This is a genomic window from Faecalibacterium langellae, assembly GCF_002549775.1.
GTDB lineage: Bacteria > Bacillota > Clostridia > Oscillospirales > Ruminococcaceae > Faecalibacterium > Faecalibacterium langellae.
Genome location: NZ_NMTR01000021.1, coordinates 686,534 through 702,280 on the forward strand (window position 1 = coordinate 686,534; position 15,747 = coordinate 702,280).

Genomic DNA, 15,747 nt, shown 5'->3' on the forward strand with positions numbered 1-15,747 from the left:
GCATTTGAGCGGTGTTAAATAGAGGACAACTGCTCATGGGTAAATGAAGAACAAATTGGAGGGAATCTCTCGTATGGAAAAGCAGATCAAAACGATTGGCGTGCTGACAAGCGGCGGTGATGCTCCTGGCATGAACGCTGCCGTGCGCGCTGTGGTCCGCACGGGCCTGCACAAGGGTTATCGCATGATCGGCATTCAGCGCGGCTACAATGGCCTGCTGAACGGCGAGTGCTTCGAGATGAACCTGCGCAGCGTGTCGAACATTATTTCTGCCGGCGGCACCATTCTGTACACTGCCCGCTGCCTGGAGTTCAAGACCAAGGAAGGCCAGGATAAGGGCGCAGAGAAGTGCCGTGAGCTGGGCATTGATGCTCTGGTGGTCATCGGCGGCGACGGCTCTTACCGCGGTGCCCGTGAGCTGGCACACCGCGGCATCCCGATGATCGGTCTGCCCGGCACCATTGACAATGATATCTCCTGCACCGATTACACCATTGGCTATGATACGGCCATGAATACCGCACTGGAGATGATCGACAAGCTGCGCGACACCACCCAGAGCCACGACCGCTGCAGTGTGGTTGAGGTCATGGGCCGCAACGCTGGTTACATCGCCCTGAATGTGGCCATTGCCTCCGGTGCTATGGCTGTCCTGCTGCCGGAGAAGGAATTCGATATGCAGCGCGACATTCTGGACAAGATCGCTGAGACCCAGAAGACCGGCAAGCGCCACTTCATCATCATCGTTGCCGAGGGCGTCGGCCATGCACAGGAGATCGCCAACGAGATCCAGGCCCGCACCGGCATCGACTCCCGCGCCACCATTCTGGGCCACGTCCAGCGCGGCGGTTCTCCCACGCTGCGTGACCGCGTGAACGCCTCCGCAATGGGCTACCACGCCGTCTGCCTGCTGGAGCAGGGCAAGTATAACCGCATCGTCGGCATGAAGGGCGAGAAGCTGGTGGATTACCCGGTGGATGAAGCGCTTGAAATGACCAAGACGCTTGACCCGGTGCTGATCGACGTATGTAACACCATCAGTATCTGATCACGTAAAACAACTTCATAAAATGTTTGAATCGCTCTTTCGGGGAACCGGAAGGGCGATTTTTTGTGCCTTTTTCTGCTGCGGCAGCAGAAGGAAAGAACGCTGCCGTTTGCGTAGAAACAGCATCTTTGTCAAACGGAATTACTGAAAAGCACAAGCAGAGAATGGTAAAATAAGAACGATGATACGACAATAATTATGATGTATAAACAAAGAGTATCTTTGTGGATTGATTCAAAATCAACCGAAGCACACAAATGAAAACGATTTCAAACCAGCAGAAAATTTGATTTATACAAAGCGTACTCCTTTGCGGAATGCGCCGCAATGTGGTATACTAATTAAAATGGATTTCGTGCCGCATTTGCAGTTTGCAGTGCCAACGCGGCAGCGGAAAATGGAGAGCGGGAGCGTGGAGAATTTGGAACTGGAACAGGCAGCAAAGCGCGTGGAAGAACTGCGCGCGGTCATTGAAAAGAACAATCGGCTGTATTACGATCAGGATGCGCCGGAGCTGGAAGATTTTGAGTACGATGCCCTGACCCGGGAACTGAAAGCGCTGGAGGCGCAGTTCCCGCAGCTGGTCACGGCCTCGTCGCCCACCCAGAAGGTCGGCGGCACGGCCAGCAGCAAACTGCCCAAGGTGACTCACGCGGTCAAAATGGAAAGCCTTCTGGACGCCTTTTCGTTTGACGAACTGCGGGACTTTGACCGCCGCGTGCGGGAAGCCGGGGTAGAACCGGAGTATGTGGTGGAGATCAAAATTGATGGTCTTTCCTGCAGCCTGGAATACGAAAATGGTGAGCTGGTCCGGGCATCCACCCGCGGCGACGGCGTGGTGGGCGAGGACGTGACCGCCAACGTCCGCGCCATCCGCAGCATCCCCAAAAAGCTGAAAGACGCGCCGGAATTTCTGGAAGTGCGCGGTGAAGTGTATATGCCCCACGAGGCATTCCAAAAGCTGTGTGCCGAGCAGGAGCTGCAGGGCGCAGCCCCGTTCAAGAACCCGCGCAACGCTGCGGCTGGTTCCCTGCGCCAGAAGGACGCCAAGATCACCGGCAAGCGTGGGCTCTCCATCTTTGTGTTCAACGTGCAGCAGATCCGCGGCAAAACGCTGACGAAGCATTCGGAAAGCCTGGATTACCTCAAGAGCCTGGGACTGCCGGTCTCGCCGCGCTACCATGTGGTGCACGACATCGAAGCCGCCATTGCCGAGATCGAACAGATCGGCCAGAACCGTGCAAAGCTGGATTTCGACATGGACGGTGCTGTCATCAAGGTGAACGACTTCGCGCAGCGCGACCTCATGGGCTCCACCAACAAATTTCCGCGCTGGGCCATCGCGTTCAAATACCCGCCGGAAGTCAAGGAGACCACTCTGCGCGGCATTGAAGTGGCGGTGGGCCGCACCGGCGTGCTGACCCCCACTGCCTGTTTCGATCCTGTTTTTCTTGCGGGCACGACGGTCGCCCGCGCAACGCTGCACAACGAAGATTTTATCCGGCAGTTCGGGCTGCGCATCGGCGACACCATCCAGGTGCGGAAGGCCGGGGACATCATCCCGGAGGTCATCGGCGTGACCCATCATGCAGAGGATGCCGAACCCTACGAGATGCCGAAGGTCTGCCCCTCCTGCGGGGCACCGGTGGTCCATCTGGAAGATGAGGCCGCCCTGCGCTGTGTCAACCCGGAGTGCCCGGCGCAATCCCTGCGCAACATCATTCATTTTGCTTCCCGCGACGCGATGGACATCGACGGCCTCGGCACTGCTGTGGCAACGCAGCTGGTGGAAAAGGGCATGGTGCACTCGGCGGCGGATATCTACACCCTGACCCGGGAGCAACTGCTGACGCTGGACAAATTCAAGGAAAAGAGTGCAGATAATCTGCTGAACGCCATCGAAGCGTCCAAACAGAACAATCTGGATAAACTGCTGTTCGGCTTCGGCATCCGCAACATCGGCGATAAGGCGGCTGCACTGCTGGCAGAGCATTTCGGCACGCTGCAGGCCATCCGGGAAGCGACCGCCGAACAGATCAGCGAGATCGACGGTTTTGGCGGCGTGATGGCCCAGAGCGTGGTGGAGTTCTTTGCAAAAGAAGGCACGACGGACCTTGTGCACCGCCTGGCCGATGCAGGCCTGAACATGCAGTGGAAGGGCGAGCCCAAGGGCGACAAACTGGCGGGCAAAACGCTGGTGGTCACCGGCACGCTGGAGACCCTTTCCCGCAATGAGGCCGAAGCCCTGATCGTGAAGAACGGCGGCAAGGCCAGCGGTTCGGTCTCGAAAAAGACGGCTTATGTGGTGGCAGGCACGGCGGCCGGTTCCAAACTGACCAAGGCACAGGCACTGGGTGTGCCGGTGCTGACCGAACAGGAATTCCTGGATATGATCCGGGACGACAACACCTGATAGCATTTGAATCGAAGCAAACTCCCCGGCGGACGAACGGTCTGCCGGGGAGTTTTTTGTTGGCAGTTCTAAGCAGGGCGTGTCCGCATATACTCGTAGCAAAGTGTTCGCGGAAAGGGGAAACCAAAATGGACGAGTATTATCAGGCGGTGCGTGCGCTGCCCACCTGGCTTGCCGAACCGCTGCTGCATATCCCGCCGACGCTGGCCGGGCGCATCCATGAACTTCGGCTGCGGACAGGCTGCGGCATCGTTTTGACCCTTGCGGGGCGGCAATGCACAGCCGAAACGCTGCCGGACTGCCCGGCCGCATTGCGCGGGCTGCGGCTGACGGCCATTCAAATGGAGGAGATCTTTCACACCCTGTGCGGCGGCTCGGTCCACACCCATCAGGCAGAGCTTGCGCAAGGTTTTCTGACCGCGCCCGGCGGGTGCCGGGTGGGGGTGGCGGGGCGCTTCACGGAGCGGGACGGGCAGCTTATTCTGCAGCAGATCACCTCGTTGAATTTCCGCATCGCACGCGTGGTTTCGGCCGTTCTCCCGGAGAAACTCCGGCAGCTTCTGCAGGGGCATTTTGTTGGGATGCTGGTGGTCGGTGAACCGGACAGCGGCAAGACGACCCTGCTGCGCCAGATCGTTTTTGCGCTGGAACAGCTGCACTGCGCTGCGGCCGTCGTGGACGAGCGGGGAGAGCTTTTCCCGGCGGGGCACACGCTGCGCCCGGCCGCCGTGGATGTGCTGGCAGGTGTCCCGAAGGCGGCTGCGGTGCAGATGGCGCTGCGCACGCTGGGCCCGCAGGTGATCGTGCTGGACGAGCTGGGCTCACTGGAAGAAACGCAGGCGCTGGAGCAGGGCTTTTTCGGCGGGGTGGACTTCGTGGCAAGCGTCCACGCCGCCGGGGTTGAAGATGCCTTCCGGCGGCCGCAGGTGCGGTACTTACAGCAGCACGGGATGCTGCGGGTCCTTGTGCTGCTGCGGGGGCGAAATACCCCAGGGCAGATCCAGGAAGTGCGGGTGGTGGAGCCATGATGCTCCGCGTGTTCGGCGCGCTGCTTTTGCCGCTGTGCGGCTGGCTGACCGGCGATGCATTTCAGCAGCGAACGCGGGAGCAGCTCTGCGCACTGGAATGGAGTATCCGGCTTTTGCGGCGCATCCGGCAGGAGATCGCGTTCCGCCGGGCGGACCTGACGCAGCTGGACGCACAGCTCCAGCGGGAAGGTCTGCTGGAAACGCCTGCAAAGCCCCGGGCGCTGCAGGCACTTGCCCCACCCAAAGCACTCTCTGAAGCGGAACGGGCCTGCTTTGCGGAGTGCATGTCCGGCCTCGGGCGGACGAGCGCCGAGCAGGAGTGCGAACGGCTGGATTACTACATCGCGCGGTTTCAGGAGTTTTTGCAGCAGGCACAGCAGCAGGCCCATGCCCGGGCCGGTCTGCCGCACCGGCTGGGGCTGGCAGCCGGTATGGTGCTGGCGATCTTCTTTTTCTGAAAGCGGGAGGACGAAAAGGTGGAAATTGATCTCGTGTTCAAGATCGCGGCGATCGGCATCATCGTGGCGGTGCTCAACCAGCTTTTGATCCGGTCCGGGCGGGAAGATCAGGCCATGATGACAACGCTGGCCGGGCTGGTGGTGGTGCTGTCCATCCTTGTAAAGCAGATCAGCGCCCTGTTCGTCACGATCAAATCCCTGTTTTCACTATGAGCACGGCGTGTATGGTCGCAGGGGCCATCATCGTGCTGGCGGTGGCTCAGCTTTTTCTGCAAAAGGACGCCCCGGTCTATGCGGTGCTGGTCTCCATTGCGGCAGTCGTGTTCCTTCTGCTGCAGTTGAGCGGCGCGGTGCAATCGCTCCTGCAGCGGGTGGTCGTTCTGGGCCGCCAGGTGGATGGACAGGCCTTTGCGTGCCTTCTGCGCTGCGCAGGCATCCTGCTGGTGACGGATTATGCCCGCACCTTCTGCGAGGAGGCCGGGGCAAGCTCCCTTGGCTGGTGTGCCGGGTTTGCCGGGCGCTGCCTCGTGCTGGGGGCCGCATGGCCGCTTTTGGAGGAGATCTGCCAGAAGATCTGGAGCTTGGGAGGGTGAAATGGCCCATGACGACGTTGCTTTCCGGTCTGCCCGGGCAGGAGCTGTGGCAGCCGTATCTGGAAGCCGCCCCGCAGAGTGCGGAAGCATTTGCACAGGACCCGCTCGGGGCGCTGCTTTCGCTGCTGCCGGTCCATCCGGTTCAGCTGCTGACCCAGATCGCGCACAGCTACATAGCGGTCTTTCTGTTTCTGCTGGCGGTGCTGCTGCTCTCCTTTCTGCTGGGCGACAGCCGCAATGCCGATCTGCTGGAGCTGGTCTCCGCCGCAGGCTGCGGGGTCCTCTCCTGGGGTGGGCTCACCGGGCTTGCCCAGGAGATCTGCGAAAAGATGACCAGCTGGAAAAGCTTTCTGCTGGGCTTTCTGCCGGTGTACGGCGGGGTGCTGACGGCAGGCGGGGAAATGCAGGCCGGAATGGCCGCCTGCGGGCTGCTGCTTTCCGGGTTGTGCCTGCTGGCGCAGTGCACAGCGCTCTGGGTCGGGCCGCTGCTGCAAAGCTACCTTGCCATCAGCATGGCGTGCTGCATCAGCACCCAGAAAGGCCTTGCCGACGGCTGCCGCTCGGCGGGCAGGCTGCTGCAAAAGGGGCTCAGCCTCGCCGGGCGGCTGTTCGCCATCCTTCTGGGGCTGCAGCGGGTCGTGACATTGCAGCTGGACAAGACCACCCTGCAGGTGGGGCGGTTCCTCACCGGCAGCGTGCCGGTGATCGGCGATGCCCTGAGCGGTGCCGCAGATGCCGTCCTTGCCGGGATGCAGCTGCTGAAAAGCACGCTGGGCCTTGCCGGGATCGCGCTCCTCGGGGCGGAGTTTCTGCCGCTGTATCTCACGCTTCTGGTGCACCTGGCGCTTCTTTACGGCTGCGTCCTCCTGTGCGACCTTGCGGAGAACCGGCGGTGCAAGGCGTTGTTTTCGTGCCTGGCGGAGGCCGTCCGCTGCATGGCCGCCGTAACGGCACTGTTCTTTGGGCTCATGGCTGTGGGCGTGGCGGCACTGATGCTGTCGGGAGGGTGATGGAATGCGTACATTTCAGGCTGCGGCTGCCGTGTTCTGCCTGGCCTGTATCTGCACCGAAACGGTGACCCTTCTGGTGGGCAGCGGCTGGGCGCGCAGATGCATAAAAGCATTGGCCGGGCTATATATTCTAATAGTCCTTCTGCAGCTCCTTCCGTCTGCCCGGACGGAACTCGGCAAATGGACGGTGCCTCAAAGCACACCGGTCAGTCTGCCCGGGCTGGAAGACCAGATCCTTGCCGATGCGCAAAGCCGCCTGGAAGCCCAGCTGGAGTCCGAGTGCCGGCAACAGTTCGGGCTGGACGCTGTGATCCGGGTCATACTGGAACAGGACGGGCAGACGCTGCAGGCCGTGCAGGCGTCCATGACCGTGCCCGCCGGGAGCAGCACCGCCCTGTGCCGGGAAGCCGCCGATTATCTTCAGCAGCGGCTTGGCGTGGAGCCGAGCCTGCAGACCGAGGAGGAGACGGGAACATGAAAAACGGACGTTTCACCCTGCCGGAAAAACTGCAGGGTAAACAGGGACGCACCCTGCTTGCGGTGGGGATCGGCTTTCTGGCCATGGTGCTGATCCTGCTTTCCGAGCTTTTCCCGGCCCGGCAGACAACGGCTGCTGCGGGCGAACCGCTGGATACCGCAGCATATCAGACGCAGCTGGAGCAGCGGCTGGAAACGCTCGTCTCCCAGATGAGCGGCGCAGGCAAAACAACGGTGATGGTCACATTGGAAACGGGTGAGGAGTCGGTCTATGCAGTGGACACGCAGTCCGGGGAACTGCAGACGCAGAATACACATGTCCTGCTCGACGACGGTTCCGCCCTGACCGAGACGGTGTACCTGCCGCAGGTGCAGGGCGTTGCCGTCCTGTGCGAGGGCGGGGGAGACGTCCGGGTGGCCGCGCGCATCACGGAGATGATCGGCGCGCTGCTGGACCTGCCGTCCAATCGCATCTGTGTGGAACAACGCCGCTGACAAGCGGGCAAACAGGCTGTTCCGTTTTTTTGAACCGTGAGAAAAGGAGGAACTTTTCATGAGAGCACTTTCCCAGAACACCCGTCGGGCCACTGCCGTCACGCTGGCAGCTGCCCTGCTGATCGCCGTCTACCTGAACTGGCAGTACGCCCGCACCGGCTCCATTGAAACGGAAGAAACGGCGCAGATGGTCGCGGCATCGGTGGAGGAGCCGGTCCAGGCCGAAGCGATTTTGGATGAGCTGCCCACCGAGGCGGAAGCGGTTTCCAGCGCAAACAAGAACTACGGCGAGGCGCAGCTGGTCAGCGTGGCCAGCGACAGCGGCGCGAAGTTCTTTGAGCAGGCCCGGCTCAAGCGGGAAAAGGCGCACGATGAAGCGCTGGATACCATCCGCAAGACCATGAAGTCTTCCTCACTTTCTGCAGAAGAAAAGAAGGAATACACCGACCAGATGACCGCCGGGCTGGAAGACCTGAACGCCGAGAACGAGATCGAGACCCTCATCAAGGCAAAAGGCTTTGCGGACTGCCTGTGCTTTCTGCAGTCCGGCCGGGCCGACCTGACTGTGATGACCTCCGGCGAGCCGCTCACGGCTGCACAGGTGGCACAGATCCGGGATGTGGTGCTGAGCAAGAGCACCGTTCCGGCTCAGAATATCACCGTGGTGGAGGTGAAATAAGTGCCCTGCAGGCCCGGCGGCAGAGTTTTTGAATCAAGTATTGAAATCGAACCCGGATTGATGGTATAATAACACTATCAATCGAACGTGATGTTGTCCTGCGTATCCCATGGATCATTTCAGGCAGGACCATTTCAAACAGAAAAGGGCGGGCGTTCCGGCCCCGCTCTTGAATGGAGGACAACACAATGGATTTGCAGAATACAGATCTTCAGGGCGGTACCCTTCAGATCTCGACCGAAGTGCTGGCAAAGATCGCACGCTGTGCTGCGCTGGAGATCGAGGGCGTTGCCGGGGTCTCCTGCGGCAAGCAGAATAAAAAGCTTTCGAACCTGCTGGAGGCTTCCAGCATCCAGACGCCCGTTGCCGTGGAAATGCGTGACGGCACCGCAACGATCACCCTGCATCTGATGATGCGCTTCGGCGCACGCATCCCCTCTGTGGCAGAAAAGGTGCAGGAGAACGTGAAGAACGCGGTCCAGAACATGACGAACGTCACGGTGAGCCGTGTCAATCTGGTCATCGCCGGCCTTGCCGATGCAGACGCAGAGCAGCAGTGACCCTTTTAGAGACCGAATAGAAAATGACCGATCCTCCCCGCCGCTTCGGATGGGGAGGGTTCGTGTTGCGAGAGGAATAGTATGGAAAACATTTTGCCCCGTAGAGAAGCACGCGAGAATGCCTTTTTGCTGGCATTTTCGCAGACCTTTGGCGATGTGCCGCTGGCCGAGGCCATCCTGAACCACGAAGAAAACGACGAAGACCACCCGGTGGACGGCTTCAGCAAGCACCTGCTGAACGCTTACTACGACCACTCGGCTGAGGTGGACGACGAGATCCGTGCGCACCTGCGCAACTGGACGATGGAGCGCCTGCCCCGCGTGAGCCTGACGGTGCTGCGCCTGGCCATTGCCGAAATGCTGTTTGGCGGCGAGAACAAGCCCGGCGTTGCCATCAACGAGGCCGTTGAACTGACGAAGAAATATGGTGCCGACGAAGATTATCAGTTCGTGAACGGCCTGCTTGGCGCAGTGGCCCGCGACCACGGTCTGAACGACGAAGCCGCAGCGGAGTCGGCTGAACAGTGAGCCGTTATACGCTTGGGATCGACACGAGCAACTATGCAACCTCTCTGGCGGTGTTTGACACAGCCGGAGAGGTTGTTTGTGCAAAGAAGCGCTTTTTGCCGGTCAAGGCGGGCCAGCTTGGTCTGCGGCAGAGCGATGCGCTGTTCCACCACACGGCGGCCCTGCCGGAGATGCTGCAGCAGCTTGCACAGGAGTTCGACCTGACAAAGATCGAAGCCGTGGGCGTATCCCAGAAGCCGCGCCCGGCCGAGGGCAGCTACATGCCCTGCTTTCTGGCAGGCGTCAGCGCCGCGACCGCCTTTGCAAAGGCGCGGGACATCCCGCTCGTGCTGACGACCCATCAGCAGGGCCATGCGGCCGCTGCGCTGTTCGCCGCCAAAGGAGAACAGCTGTTCCGGGAAAAGGTCCTGCTGTTCCACATCTCCGGCGGCACCACCGATCTGCTTTTGTGCGACCAGGTGCGCCAGATCACGCCCCTTGGCACCAGCACCGATCTTTATGCCGGCCAGGCCGTGGACCGTGTGGGCGTCAAGCTGGGCTTTGCCTTCCCGGCGGGTGCCGAGGTCTCGCGCCTTGCCGCCCAGTGCACCGAGGAGATCAAGCCGAAGTCCAGCGTGAAGGGGATGCAGTGCAGCCTTTCCGGGCTGGAGAACCAGTGCAATGCGCTGCTGACAGCGGGCAAAAGCCCGGAGTATGTCTGCAAATACTGCCTGCTCTGCGTGGCCGATACGGTGGTCAAGATGACCAAAGCCGCCCAGAAGGAATACCCCGGCCTGCCGGTGGTCTGCGCAGGCGGTGTCATGAGCAGTGACATCATCCACAGCTGGGTGAACAAGCGCCTGCCCGGTGTCTATTTCGTGCCGGGGCAGTATTCCAGCGATAACGCCATCGGCGTGTCGATCCTTGCTGCGCGGGAGGCCGGGCTATGGCTGAAGTGATCTCGGTCTCTGCGCTGAACCGTTATGTCAAAATGCGTCTGGACGCCGACGATGTGCTGTTCGATCTGGCCCTGCGGGGCGAGATCGCAAACTTTGTGCAGAATGCCCGCAGCGGTCACTGCTATTTCACCCTGCGGGACGATGCCTGCAGCGTGAAGGCCGTGATGTTCCGCTCGGATGCTGCCCGGCTTGCGTTCCGCCCCCAGGAGGGGATGCGGGTCGTGGTGCGCTGCCGTGCAACGCTGTATGAGCGTGACGGCGCGTTCCAGCTGTACGTCAACGCAATGTTCCCGGACGGCATGGGGGCGGCCCAGCTTGCACTGGAACAGCTCAAGGAGAAGCTTGCCAAGGAAGGCCTTTTTGACCCGGAGCACAAAAAGCCGCTGCCTGCATTTCCGCAGTGCATCGGCGTCGTGACCAGCAAGACCGGTGCGGCACTGCAGGACATCCGCAACGTCATCGGCCGCCGCTGGCCGGCCGCGAAGCTGCTGCTCTGCCCGGTGACGGTGCAGGGCTTTGAAGCGGCCCAGCAGGTGGCGGACGCCATCCGCAGGCTGGACCAGCGCCGGGATGTGGACGAGATCATTGTGGCGCGCGGCGGCGGCAGCCGGGAAGACCTGTGGGTGTTCAACGCGGAGGTGATCGCCCGGGCAGCCTTCCGCTGCAAAAAGCCGCTCATCAGCGCCATTGGCCACGAGATCGACTATACGATCCTGGACTTCGTGGCCGACCAACGCGCGCCGACGCCCTCGGCCGCCGCAGAGCTGGCCGTGCCGGACCGCGCCGAGCAAAAAAGAATTTTGCTGGAATTACAACAAAATATTCGCAAAAATATGCAAAATCGTCTCGATTTATGCTATAATGGTCTGGAACAATACAACTATGTGTTGGAACAACACCTGCCGGACCGCCTGCTGCAGAAAAATGCGGCAGCACTGCAGCAGCTGCAGGACAGTATCCGCGCGCAGCTGCGTGAAAAAGAAACGGATGCTTCGCGGCAGCTGCAGCATGCGGCCGTTCTGGCGGATTCCCTGAACCCGTATCGCGTGCTGGCACGCGGCTATGCGATGATGACCACCGAAAAGGGAAAGATTTTGTCCGAGGGGGCCTTGCAGCCGGAGCAGACGGTCTATATTCGAAGCGCTTCCCGCCGCGCAAGATGCCGGGTGGAAGCAGTGGAGGAACTCAATGAAAACACCTAAAAGTTTTGAGGAAGGCATGGAACGCCTGAATGGTGTTCTTGCAAAGATGCAAAGCGAAGAAACCACCCTTGCAGACTCCGTCAAGCTCTATGCCGAGGCGGCGGCGCTGATGGAATACTGCCGCGCTGCGCTGGAAAAGACCTCGCTCCAGATCGAGGAGATCGACGCAAAGCTTGCGCAGTCCGCGCCGGACAGCGGGGAGGAAGACTGATGGAATACAAAGCGCAATACGAAGCCTATCTCGCGCAGGCATCAAAGGCACTGGATGCAGCCTGTGGGCAGTTCCTGCCGGAGACGTCCGAGGTCTGCCGTGCGGCACGCTACAGCCTGCTGGGCGGCGGCAAGCGCATCCGCGCTGTGCTGGTGCTGAGCGTCTGCGACCTGCTGGGCGGCGACAAGGCCGCAGCCGGGCAGTTTGCGGCGGCTGTGGAGATGCTGCACTGCTATTCACTGATCCACGACGACCTGCCCTGCATGGACAACGACGACCTGCGCCGTGGGCGGCCTTCCTGCCACAAGGCCTTTGATGAGGCCACTGCCATGCTGGCAGGGGATGTGCTGCTGACCGAAGCCTTTGAGGTGGTCGCGAACGCACCTGCGTCGGCGCAGGCCTGCGTTCGGGCAGCCCGGGCGTTGGGCGCCGGTGCCGGCAGCCGCGGCATGGTCTATGGGCAGGAGCTGGATTTAAAATATGAGGCACTTGCCGCCACCGAGGACCAGCTGCGGCTGATCCACCGCAACAAGACCGGCGCGCTGATCAACGCGGCCGTCCAGATGGGGGCCGCTGCCGCAGAGGCCGACACCGAGACCTGCCGTGTGCTGGAAGCCTATGCCTACGGTCTGGGGCTCGTGTTCCAGATCGTGGACGATGTGCTGGACGTCACCAGCACGCCGGAACAGCTGGGCAAACCCATCGGCAGCGACAGCGAAAACGGCAAAACGACCTTTGCCACCCTGTACGGTGTGCAGGGTGCAATGGACCTTGCACAAAAACTCAACGCCGAGACCTGCGCGCAGCTGCACAGCCATTTTGGCACAAAAGCGGCGTTTCTGGAGCAGCTGGCACAGCAGCTTCTGGTGCGCAAAAGCTGATCCCCCGATCAAATCATAAAGGAAGATGATTATGCAGTTCATTCACGAGATCTTTTCGTTCAATCCGATCCTTACCGTATCGCTTCTGGGCTGGTTCGTGGCACAGGTGCTGAAGACCCTCATCAACTTTATCCTGCTGGGCAAATTCCAGCTGGAGCGCATGTGGGGCGACGGCGGCATGCCCAGCGCCCACAGTGCGACCGTCTGCGCCATGGTGATCGCAACGGCACGCTGCGAGGGTGTCAATTCTGCCATTTTCGCCGTGGCAAGCGTGGTCGCCATCATCACGATGCACGACGCCATGGGCGTGCGCCACGAGACTGGCGAACAGGCGAAGGTGCTGAACCAGATGATCGCGCAGTGGATCGACGTGAGCGAGAAAAACGCGCCCTTCCTGCAGAACATGCACCTGAAGGAAATGGTCGGTCACACGCCCCTGCAGGTCGTGGCGGGTGTTCTGGTCGGCGTGGCGGTCGGCCTTCTGTACCCGATCGCGTAAAATGGTCGAACCATCGAAAACTCCTTTTGAAGGATGTGGGATTATGGGATCATTGCTGCTGGACAGCATTCACCAGCCCAGCGATCTGAAACAGCTGGATCACCAGCAGATCGTGCAGCTGTGCGAGGAGATCCGTCATTTTTTACTGGAAAACATTTCAAAAACGGGCGGCCACCTGGCCTCGAACCTTGGCACGGTGGAACTGACCGTGGCGCTGCACCGCGTGCTGGAAACGCCGAAGGATGCCATCGTCTTTGATGTGGGGCATCAGTGCTACACGCACAAGATCCTCACCGGCCGCAAAGAGCAATTTGATAAGCTTCGTCAGATCGACGGAATTTCCGGCTTTCCGAACCCGGATGAAAGCGTTCACGACGCGTTCATTGCCGGGCACGGGAACACGGCGCTTTCCCTTGCCATCGGCATGGCCTGGGCCAAAAAGCTGCGGCACGAGCCGGGCCTTGTGGCGGCCATCATCGGCGACGGTGCGTTCACCGGCGGCATGGTCTACGAAGGCATGAACAACATTGAAAATCTGGACAATCTGCTCGTGATCCTGAACGACAACAAGATGTCCATTTCCAAAAATGTGGGCGCGCTGGCGCGGTATCTGACCCACCTGCGCACAACGACGGCCTACTATGATGCAAAAGATAATGTGAGCAGCTTCCTGGACCATGTGCCGGTGGTGGGCACGCCCATGAAAAAGACACTGACCAATGCCAAAACGCTGGTACGCCGTGCCATGTATCACTCCACCATGTTTGAGGACATGGGGTTCCAGTACATCGGGCCGGTGGACGGGCATAACGAGGAAGAACTGGAACGGACGCTCCGCACCATCTGTGGCCGCCCGGGCCCGCATTTTTTGCACGTCGTCACCAAAAAGGGCAAAGGCTACCGGCCCGCCGAGATCAACCCGGGCAGCTACCACGGCGTGTCGGCGTTTGACCCGGACGGGATGCCGGACCCCGAGGTTGCACCCAAGGAGTCCTTCTCCACAGTGTTTGGCAAGGCACTTGTGAAGGAAGGCGGCGAGGTCGGGAACCTGTGCGCCATTACGGCTGCCATGAAATATGGTACCGGCCTGCAGTTCTTTGCCCACAGCCACCCGGAACGGTTCTTTGACGTCGGCATGGCGGAACAGCATGCGGTGACCTTCGCGGCCGGGCTTGCAAGCCAGGGAATGCTGCCGGTGGTGTGCATCTACTCCACCTTCCTGCAGCGGTCTTACGACCAGATCATCCACGACGTGAACCTGCTGAAGGAGAACGTCGTGTTTGCCATCGACCGCGCCGGTTTTGTTCCGGCCGATGGTGAGACCCATCAGGGCATTTATGACCCGGCCTTCCTGAGCCAGGTCGGCATGCCGATCTATGCGCCTTCCAACTATGCAGAACTGACGTACTGGCTGCATGAACTGCTGCAGGGGGCGTTCCAGGGCCCGCGCGCCATCCGCTACCCGCGGGGCGGGGAAGATGCAGCACTGGCAAAGCACCCCTGCACCGGGTCGGAATATGATTTCCTGACGAAAAAGGCAGGTACATCAATCGTCTTGGTGAGCTATGCGGATGAAATGGCCGAATTGATCGAAGCGGAGCGGAGTTTGAATGAAAATTCGATCGAATGTGATACGCTGAAGCTTGTAAAGATATATCCCTTTACAGAAAAACTTGTCGAAGACCTGATGAATTATAAAGTCGTGCTGTTTGCAGAGGAATGCATTGCCGTCGGCGGCATTGGCGAGCATCTGGAGTACGTGCTGCGGCAGAATGGCTGGAATGGACGATTTATCCATCGTGCCGTGCGGGAAGCCCGCCTGCCGCACGCAAGCGTTGCCCAGATCCGGCAGGCGGTCGGGCTGGACGCAGAGAGCCTGGCCCAGGCTGTGCAGGCTGCGGTTATGAAAGGAGAATTTGAATCGTGAAAATTCGATTGGATCAATATCTGGTTCAGCATGGTCTGATCCAGAGTCGTGAACGTGCAAAGGCAATGATCATGTCCGGCGTGGTGTTTGTCAACGAGCAGAAGGTGGACAAGGCCGGTGAGATGATCAAAGAGGACGCCAAGGTCGAGGTGCGCGGCCACGACATCGGCTATGTCAGCCGCGGCGGCCTGAAGCTGGAAAAAGCCATGCAGTGCTTCCCGCTGACCCCGCGCGGCAAGGTGTGCATGGACATCGGCGCTTCCACCGGCGGCTTCACCGACTGCATGCTGCAGAACGGTGCCGTGAAGGTCTATGCCGTGGACGTAGGCTACGGCCAGCTGGCCTGGAAACTGCGGACGGACGAGCGCGTGGTGAACATGGAACGCACCAACATCCGTAATGTCACGCCGGATGCACTGGCAGAGCCCATTGAATTTTTCAGTGTGGACGTCTCGTTCATTTCGCTGCACCACATTTTCCCGGTGGCACAGGCCATCACGACCCCGGATGCCATGGGCGTCTGCCTGGTCAAGCCGCAGTTTGAGGCTGGCCGCGAGAAGGTGGGCAAAAATGGCGTCGTGCGCGACCCGGCCACCCACCGCGAAGTGCTGCACAATGCCATGGGCTACGCTGCCGCCAACGGCTTTGCCGTGCGCGGACTGGACTTCAGCCCGGTGAAGGGCCCGGAAGGCAACATTGAATACCTGATGTTCGTCCAGAAAAGCGACGAGCCGGCCGTTCTGGACGACAGCGTGGCCGAACAGGTGGTGGCGGCAAGCCACAGCAGCCTGGACCGCTGA

The 15,747-nt window shown here is 60.5% G+C and carries 19 protein-coding genes; all 19 read left to right on the forward strand.

All coding sequences use genetic code 11. The annotated features are described in order from the left end of the window. The first annotated feature begins 73 nt into the window (after positions 1-73). The 19 genes from pfkA to CGS49_RS11835 all read left to right on the forward strand — a co-directional run bounded on the left by pfkA (position 74) and on the right by CGS49_RS11835 (position 15,747). Positions 74-1,048 carry a 6-phosphofructokinase gene (gene pfkA, locus CGS49_RS11745; RefSeq protein ID WP_005941980.1) on the forward strand — a complete coding sequence of 325 codons (975 nt, stop codon included), beginning with the start codon at positions 74-76 and terminating at the stop codon, positions 1,046-1,048. A 412-nt stretch (positions 1,049-1,460) separates the two neighbouring features. Next, the gene (ligA, locus tag CGS49_RS11750) at positions 1,461-3,461 is read left to right on the forward strand and encodes an NAD-dependent DNA ligase LigA (protein WP_097801988.1); all 2,001 of its coding nucleotides are present in this window, start codon (positions 1,461-1,463) and stop codon (positions 3,459-3,461) included. A 128-nt stretch (positions 3,462-3,589) separates the two neighbouring features. Beyond that, positions 3,590-4,489 carry an ATPase, T2SS/T4P/T4SS family gene (locus CGS49_RS11755; RefSeq protein ID WP_097801989.1) on the forward strand — a complete coding sequence of 300 codons (900 nt, stop codon included), beginning with the start codon at positions 3,590-3,592 and terminating at the stop codon, positions 4,487-4,489. After that, the gene (locus tag CGS49_RS11760) at positions 4,486-4,947 is read left to right on the forward strand and encodes a hypothetical protein (RefSeq protein ID WP_242975457.1); all 462 of its coding nucleotides are present in this window, start codon (positions 4,486-4,488) and stop codon (positions 4,945-4,947) included. Before CGS49_RS11755 ends, CGS49_RS11760 begins: the two co-directional genes overlap by 4 nt. Positions 4,948-4,965: 18 nt before the next feature. Beyond that, positions 4,966-5,160 carry a stage III sporulation protein AC gene (gene spoIIIAC / locus CGS49_RS11765; protein ID WP_097801990.1) on the forward strand — a complete coding sequence of 65 codons (195 nt, stop codon included), beginning with the start codon at positions 4,966-4,968 and terminating at the stop codon, positions 5,158-5,160. Continuing rightward, entirely contained in the window at positions 5,157-5,540 is a 384-nt protein-coding gene (locus tag CGS49_RS11770) for a stage III sporulation protein AD (RefSeq protein WP_097801991.1), read from the forward strand. The genes spoIIIAC and CGS49_RS11770 overlap by 4 nt, the downstream gene beginning before the upstream one ends. A gap of 8 nt (positions 5,541-5,548) precedes the next feature. Further along, a complete protein-coding gene (locus CGS49_RS11775) occupies positions 5,549-6,550 on the forward strand; it encodes a stage III sporulation protein AE (RefSeq protein ID WP_242975458.1) in 1,002 nt (333 codons plus the stop codon). Between the two features lie 4 nt (positions 6,551-6,554). Beyond that, positions 6,555-7,028, forward strand: a complete 474-nt coding sequence (locus CGS49_RS11780; protein WP_097801993.1) for a hypothetical protein — start codon at positions 6,555-6,557, stop codon at positions 7,026-7,028. Then, complete coding sequence (locus tag CGS49_RS11785) at positions 7,025-7,522, forward strand: stage III sporulation protein AG (RefSeq protein ID WP_097801994.1); 498 nt, start codon at positions 7,025-7,027, stop codon at positions 7,520-7,522. The genes CGS49_RS11780 and CGS49_RS11785 overlap by 4 nt, the downstream gene beginning before the upstream one ends. Positions 7,523-7,580: 58 nt before the next feature. Next, the gene (locus CGS49_RS11790) at positions 7,581-8,201 is read left to right on the forward strand and encodes a SpoIIIAH-like family protein (protein ID WP_097801995.1); all 621 of its coding nucleotides are present in this window, start codon (positions 7,581-7,583) and stop codon (positions 8,199-8,201) included. Positions 8,202-8,374: 173 nt separating this feature from the next. Then, entirely contained in the window at positions 8,375-8,761 is a 387-nt protein-coding gene (locus tag CGS49_RS11795; RefSeq protein WP_097801996.1) for an Asp23/Gls24 family envelope stress response protein, read from the forward strand. A gap of 81 nt (positions 8,762-8,842) precedes the next feature. After that, entirely contained in the window at positions 8,843-9,289 is a 447-nt protein-coding gene (nusB, locus tag CGS49_RS11800) for a transcription antitermination factor NusB (protein WP_097801997.1), read from the forward strand. Continuing rightward, positions 9,286-10,227 (forward strand): tRNA (adenosine(37)-N6)-threonylcarbamoyltransferase complex transferase subunit TsaD, encoded by a 942-nt coding sequence (locus CGS49_RS11805; RefSeq protein WP_097802268.1) that lies wholly within the window; start codon positions 9,286-9,288, stop codon positions 10,225-10,227. The genes nusB and CGS49_RS11805 overlap by 4 nt, the downstream gene beginning before the upstream one ends. Beyond that, positions 10,215-11,429, forward strand: a complete 1,215-nt coding sequence (gene xseA, locus CGS49_RS11810) for an exodeoxyribonuclease VII large subunit (RefSeq protein ID WP_097801998.1) — start codon at positions 10,215-10,217, stop codon at positions 11,427-11,429. The genes CGS49_RS11805 and xseA overlap by 13 nt, the downstream gene beginning before the upstream one ends. Continuing rightward, on the forward strand, positions 11,416-11,640 hold the full coding sequence (gene xseB / locus CGS49_RS11815) for an exodeoxyribonuclease VII small subunit (protein WP_242975459.1): 225 nt from the start codon (positions 11,416-11,418) through the stop codon (positions 11,638-11,640). Before xseA ends, xseB begins: the two co-directional genes overlap by 14 nt. Continuing rightward, the gene (locus CGS49_RS11820; protein WP_097802000.1) at positions 11,640-12,521 is read left to right on the forward strand and encodes a polyprenyl synthetase family protein; all 882 of its coding nucleotides are present in this window, start codon (positions 11,640-11,642) and stop codon (positions 12,519-12,521) included. The genes xseB and CGS49_RS11820 overlap by 1 nt, the downstream gene beginning before the upstream one ends. Before the next feature lie 31 nt (positions 12,522-12,552). Then, positions 12,553-13,020, forward strand: coding sequence for a divergent PAP2 family protein (locus CGS49_RS11825; protein ID WP_097802001.1), 468 nt, complete (start codon positions 12,553-12,555; stop codon positions 13,018-13,020). Between the two features lie 43 nt (positions 13,021-13,063). Next, a complete protein-coding gene (gene dxs, locus CGS49_RS11830; protein ID WP_097802002.1) occupies positions 13,064-14,947 on the forward strand; it encodes a 1-deoxy-D-xylulose-5-phosphate synthase in 1,884 nt (627 codons plus the stop codon). Then, positions 14,944-15,747: a TlyA family RNA methyltransferase gene (locus CGS49_RS11835; protein WP_097802003.1), complete on the forward strand. Its 804-nt coding sequence runs from the start codon at positions 14,944-14,946 to the stop codon at positions 15,745-15,747. The genes dxs and CGS49_RS11835 overlap by 4 nt, the downstream gene beginning before the upstream one ends.